5 protein-coding genes are annotated in these 3,579 nt (G+C 35.3%); 1 reads left to right on the top strand and 4 read right to left on the bottom strand.

What is annotated here, in order from left to right:
- On the top strand, positions 1-262 hold a 262-nt coding region (locus ABWO41_RS16655), incomplete at its 5' end, for a hypothetical protein (protein WP_353140425.1).
- Between the two features lie 6 nt (positions 263-268).
- Here ABWO41_RS16655 and ABWO41_RS16650 read toward each other — a convergent pair.
- From ABWO41_RS16650 to ABWO41_RS16635, 4 genes are all read right to left on the bottom strand, one after another.
- Positions 269-1,114 carry a lysylphosphatidylglycerol synthase transmembrane domain-containing protein gene (locus ABWO41_RS16650; RefSeq protein ID WP_353140423.1) on the bottom strand — a complete coding sequence of 282 codons (846 nt, stop codon included), beginning with the start codon at positions 1,112-1,114 and terminating at the stop codon, positions 269-271.
- A 2-nt stretch (positions 1,115-1,116) separates the two neighbouring features.
- Complete coding sequence (locus ABWO41_RS16645; RefSeq protein ID WP_353140421.1) at positions 1,117-1,899, bottom strand: polysaccharide deacetylase family protein; 783 nt, start codon at positions 1,897-1,899, stop codon at positions 1,117-1,119.
- A complete protein-coding gene (locus ABWO41_RS16640) occupies positions 1,896-2,834 on the bottom strand; it encodes a glycosyltransferase family 2 protein (protein ID WP_353140419.1) in 939 nt (312 codons plus the stop codon). The genes ABWO41_RS16645 and ABWO41_RS16640 overlap by 4 nt, the downstream gene beginning before the upstream one ends.
- On the bottom strand, positions 2,831-3,579 hold a 749-nt coding region (locus ABWO41_RS16635), incomplete at its 5' end, for a glycosyltransferase 87 family protein (protein ID WP_353140417.1). The genes ABWO41_RS16640 and ABWO41_RS16635, both read right to left, overlap by 4 nt.

Genomic DNA, 3,579 nt, shown 5'->3' with positions numbered 1-3,579 from the left:
GATATATCTAAAAGAATATGGCTCTCTTGATTTAAAAAAATCTTATACTTTGTTAAGAAGTTATATAATTGCGAATAATAAATCTAAGATTTACCCAAAAGGTCTTTTTAAAGAATTTATATCTGGGGTATGGAAAGAAATTGTTTTTAGTGTTACAAGTAAAAACCAGCCTCCATTCTGGTATTTAAAAAAGGATTTATTTTCCTGGAAAGTCTTTACAATAAAAGACCTTCTTAGAATTTTAAAGAAGAGTTTTAGGTAAAATTATTCACTTCCTCAACTCCTCACCCCTAAACACAAAATACACTCCCGGCAAAGATGCAACAGCAGAAACCACAAAAAACACAAGACTTATAGAAACCGCAAGCTGCGGATCCAGTATAAAATATTTAGCACCATACAAGAAAACCAGTTCCCGAGCTCCTAAACCACCAATGGTAAATGGGAACAATGCCATAAATCCGGAAGCCAGAAATAAGATAAGGTAAGGAAAAAAAGTACCTTCAAATCCAAAAGATTGGAGAATAAACGTTACTACAACTAGCTGTGTAAGCTGCAATCCCAATGCTTTCAGGTGCACTGGTATAAAAAGTTTAAAATACGGTTGAAATAAGTACTTGTACACACAAAAATAGATTACAGTTCCTATAAGCCACACAGCTAGCAAATAATACGCTACACCTATATCGGTAAAAAACAAAAGCATTAAAATAATAAGCGTACACAAAGACCAGGCACCACTCAGCTTATCCAGAAAGACAGCCAGTAACAATTTCCGCTTTTCTATCCCAAATTTTTTATTGAGAAAAAAAATCTTATAACCATCACCACCAACACCTCCCGGCAAGAACATGTTATAAAACATTCCCAGTAAATACAATTTATAATTATATAAAGCAGCGAGCTTTAGACCCGCACCGGAAAAAAAGCTAAGTATGCGCGATGAGGCAAAGAACTGCGATACAACAAAAGCTAAAAATGCCAGAAAAAGATAATAAGGATTGCTCCGGGTAATTCTTTCAGAGAGTGCATTCATATCTGTATTGGAAAAAACCCAATACAGCGCAAAAGCGGTTATTCCGAGTTTTAAAGCAAGTTTCAAAAAGTTTTTCATACTCACTTTGCTACGGAAATTTGTTTTATAAAGTCAGAAAAACGTCCAAAGGTCAATTGTTTTTCTTTTAAAGATTTAATAAATTCATCAAACCTGGTTATCATTTTATCACCGGTATTTTTTCTAACATAAGAAGGAAAGCCAAACTTATCCTGATCTAAATCTGTAAATTCCCAGGGATGGAAATAAATATTCAAATAACCATCTTTTTTATACGTTTTTATCGATAGCCATTTGTAAAAACCCAGAGGCAAATTATGAAAAGATAACCAGAACAAAGGAAATCTCAGTAACGGACTTACCGAAGCCGGTATCTGCAACAAATTACTCTCTTTGTAATAAGTACGTGGCTTATTCAGATTATTATATCTGCCGGGAAGAAACGTAGGATTTAAAGAACTGTTATACTCATAACCGGCCTTGTAAACTTCGGTTTCGTCCACAGGTTTCATCCTGGCCATTCGGAACCCCTTTACAGAAGTTCCTGATAATTTTTCTAAAGCTTCTTTTGAAGAGAGCAAATGCGAAACTTCAAAATCAGAGTGATAATACCCATGCGAAGCCAGCTCATGCCCTTCGTCTATAATTCTTCGGATAATTGCAGGTGCATTTTCTGCAAAAACTACAGTACTGAAAAAAGTCGCTTTTACCTGATGCTTTTTCAGAATGTCCAGAATATGAATAGTCCCTCTTGTAGAAATTTCTATCTGCTCATCAAAAGATATATCCTTTCCATACTCAAAAGGCATATCAAACTCTTCAATATCAAAACTCAGTAGTATCAATTAAGATTGGTTTTAAGATTAGTAGAACGGATAATATAATTCGGGCGGTTCTTGCTCTGCATAAACATTTTCCCCACATAGATACCTATGATTCCTAAAATAATCAACTGCAGACCTCCAAAAAAAACAACAGTCATAATTAATGATGCCCATCCAGAAACTTCGTGTCCTGAGAAGAAAGCATACATGACATAAGGAATATATAATACAGAGGCCAGCGAAAAAGCAAAACCAAGATATACCGCAGTGTACAACGGCTTTATACTAAACGAAGTCACTCCCTGCAAGGCCAATCTTACCATTTTCTTCACGGTATATTTACTCTGTCCCGAGTATCTTTGCGCAGGTTCGTAGTTTAAGGCATACTGTTTAAATCCGGACCATTTCACAAGACCTCTTAAAAACGGCTCATTCTCGTGATATTTCCTGAAAATTTTAACCACACTTTGGTCTAAGAGACGAAAATCTGCTGTTCCCGGTTCCAACTCAATATCAGACAACCAGTTTAAAACCTTATAAAAAGAACTTGATGAATTCCTTTTGCTTCTGGAAAGCTTTTCATCCTCACCTCTTACAGTATAAACAACATCATATCCGGCTTCCCATTTTTCAAGCATAGCGGGAATTAGTTCGGGAGGATGTTGCTGATCACAATCCATCGAAATCACACAATCACCAAAAGCATAATCCATCCCGGCTTTCACTGCCAGCTGATGACCAAAATTCTTTGAGAATTCGAGAAAAAATATACGTTCATCGGTCAGAGCCTGTGATTTTATAGTATCTAAAGTATTGTCCCTGCTTCCATCATCAACCAAAATAACTTCGTATCTGTAATCCAGATTCTGAAAAACAGTCCTAATTTTATTTAATATATTCGGAATATTATCCGCTTCATTATAAGCAGGAATAACTATAGAAATCAGCTTTCTCATTTGTTCAACGAATATAATTTAAAGTCTTTAATTGTCATCTGGTAGACTATATCTAACCAGATAATCACACAGGGTAAAGCTTTAAGCGAATATGGTTGTATATAATTCATCCTAACAAACTTTGGAAACAAATCTGACGGCGAAAATGATGTAAGAAGAACAGCAAATACAAACAAGAATATTCGCCAATTCGTAAAGTTACTTTCTTTATTCAGAAACCAAATGGCTACACCAGTAAAGGCGATAATATAAGTCGGTGACTCGGACCCACTACTAAAAATTACCGTAAATATTAATACCGAGGCCAGCAACATCAGTTGAAAAGATAAATACCTAAACTGTTTTATTCTTAAATAAGGAATAGCAAATAACACAAGACCTGTTACCAGAAAAGGCAGATTGGATATTTCTGGATCTTGTAGAATCCTTCTTACCATACCCATTACCGATATGTCCTGCATAGAAGTAAGACTAGCATTGGCACTATTCTTATGTATCAGCGAGTTATACCAATCTGCGTAAGACTGTAATACAAATGATGGCGAAGACAATAGCATAGGCAAAACAAAAAGCACTAAGCTGATAGCTATTCCTGCCAGAACAAACTTTATTTTATGTCTGCTGAAAAAGAAAAAAGCCAAGCCCACAATTCCATATAACTTTACCAAAGTTCCCAGAACTATAAAAAAGGCCGATTTTATTTCTTTTTGCTTATAGATATAAGAAAAAGCAAGCAAGATAAATC

This window comes from Pseudopedobacter sp. (assembly GCF_040392825.1).
Lineage (GTDB): Bacteria > Bacteroidota > Bacteroidia > Sphingobacteriales > Sphingobacteriaceae > Pseudopedobacter.
This window is presented reverse-complemented; position numbering and strand designations above follow the sequence as displayed.

Excerpts from the sequence above, each read along its gene's own strand:
- ABWO41_RS16650 (WP_353140423.1), bottom strand. The coding sequence starts at position 1,114 with ATGAAAAACTTTTTGAAACTTGCTTTAAAACTCGGAATAACCGCTTTT.
- ABWO41_RS16640 (WP_353140419.1), bottom strand. The coding sequence starts at position 2,834 with ATGAGAAAGCTGATTTCTATAGTTATTCCTGCTTATAATGAAGCGGAT.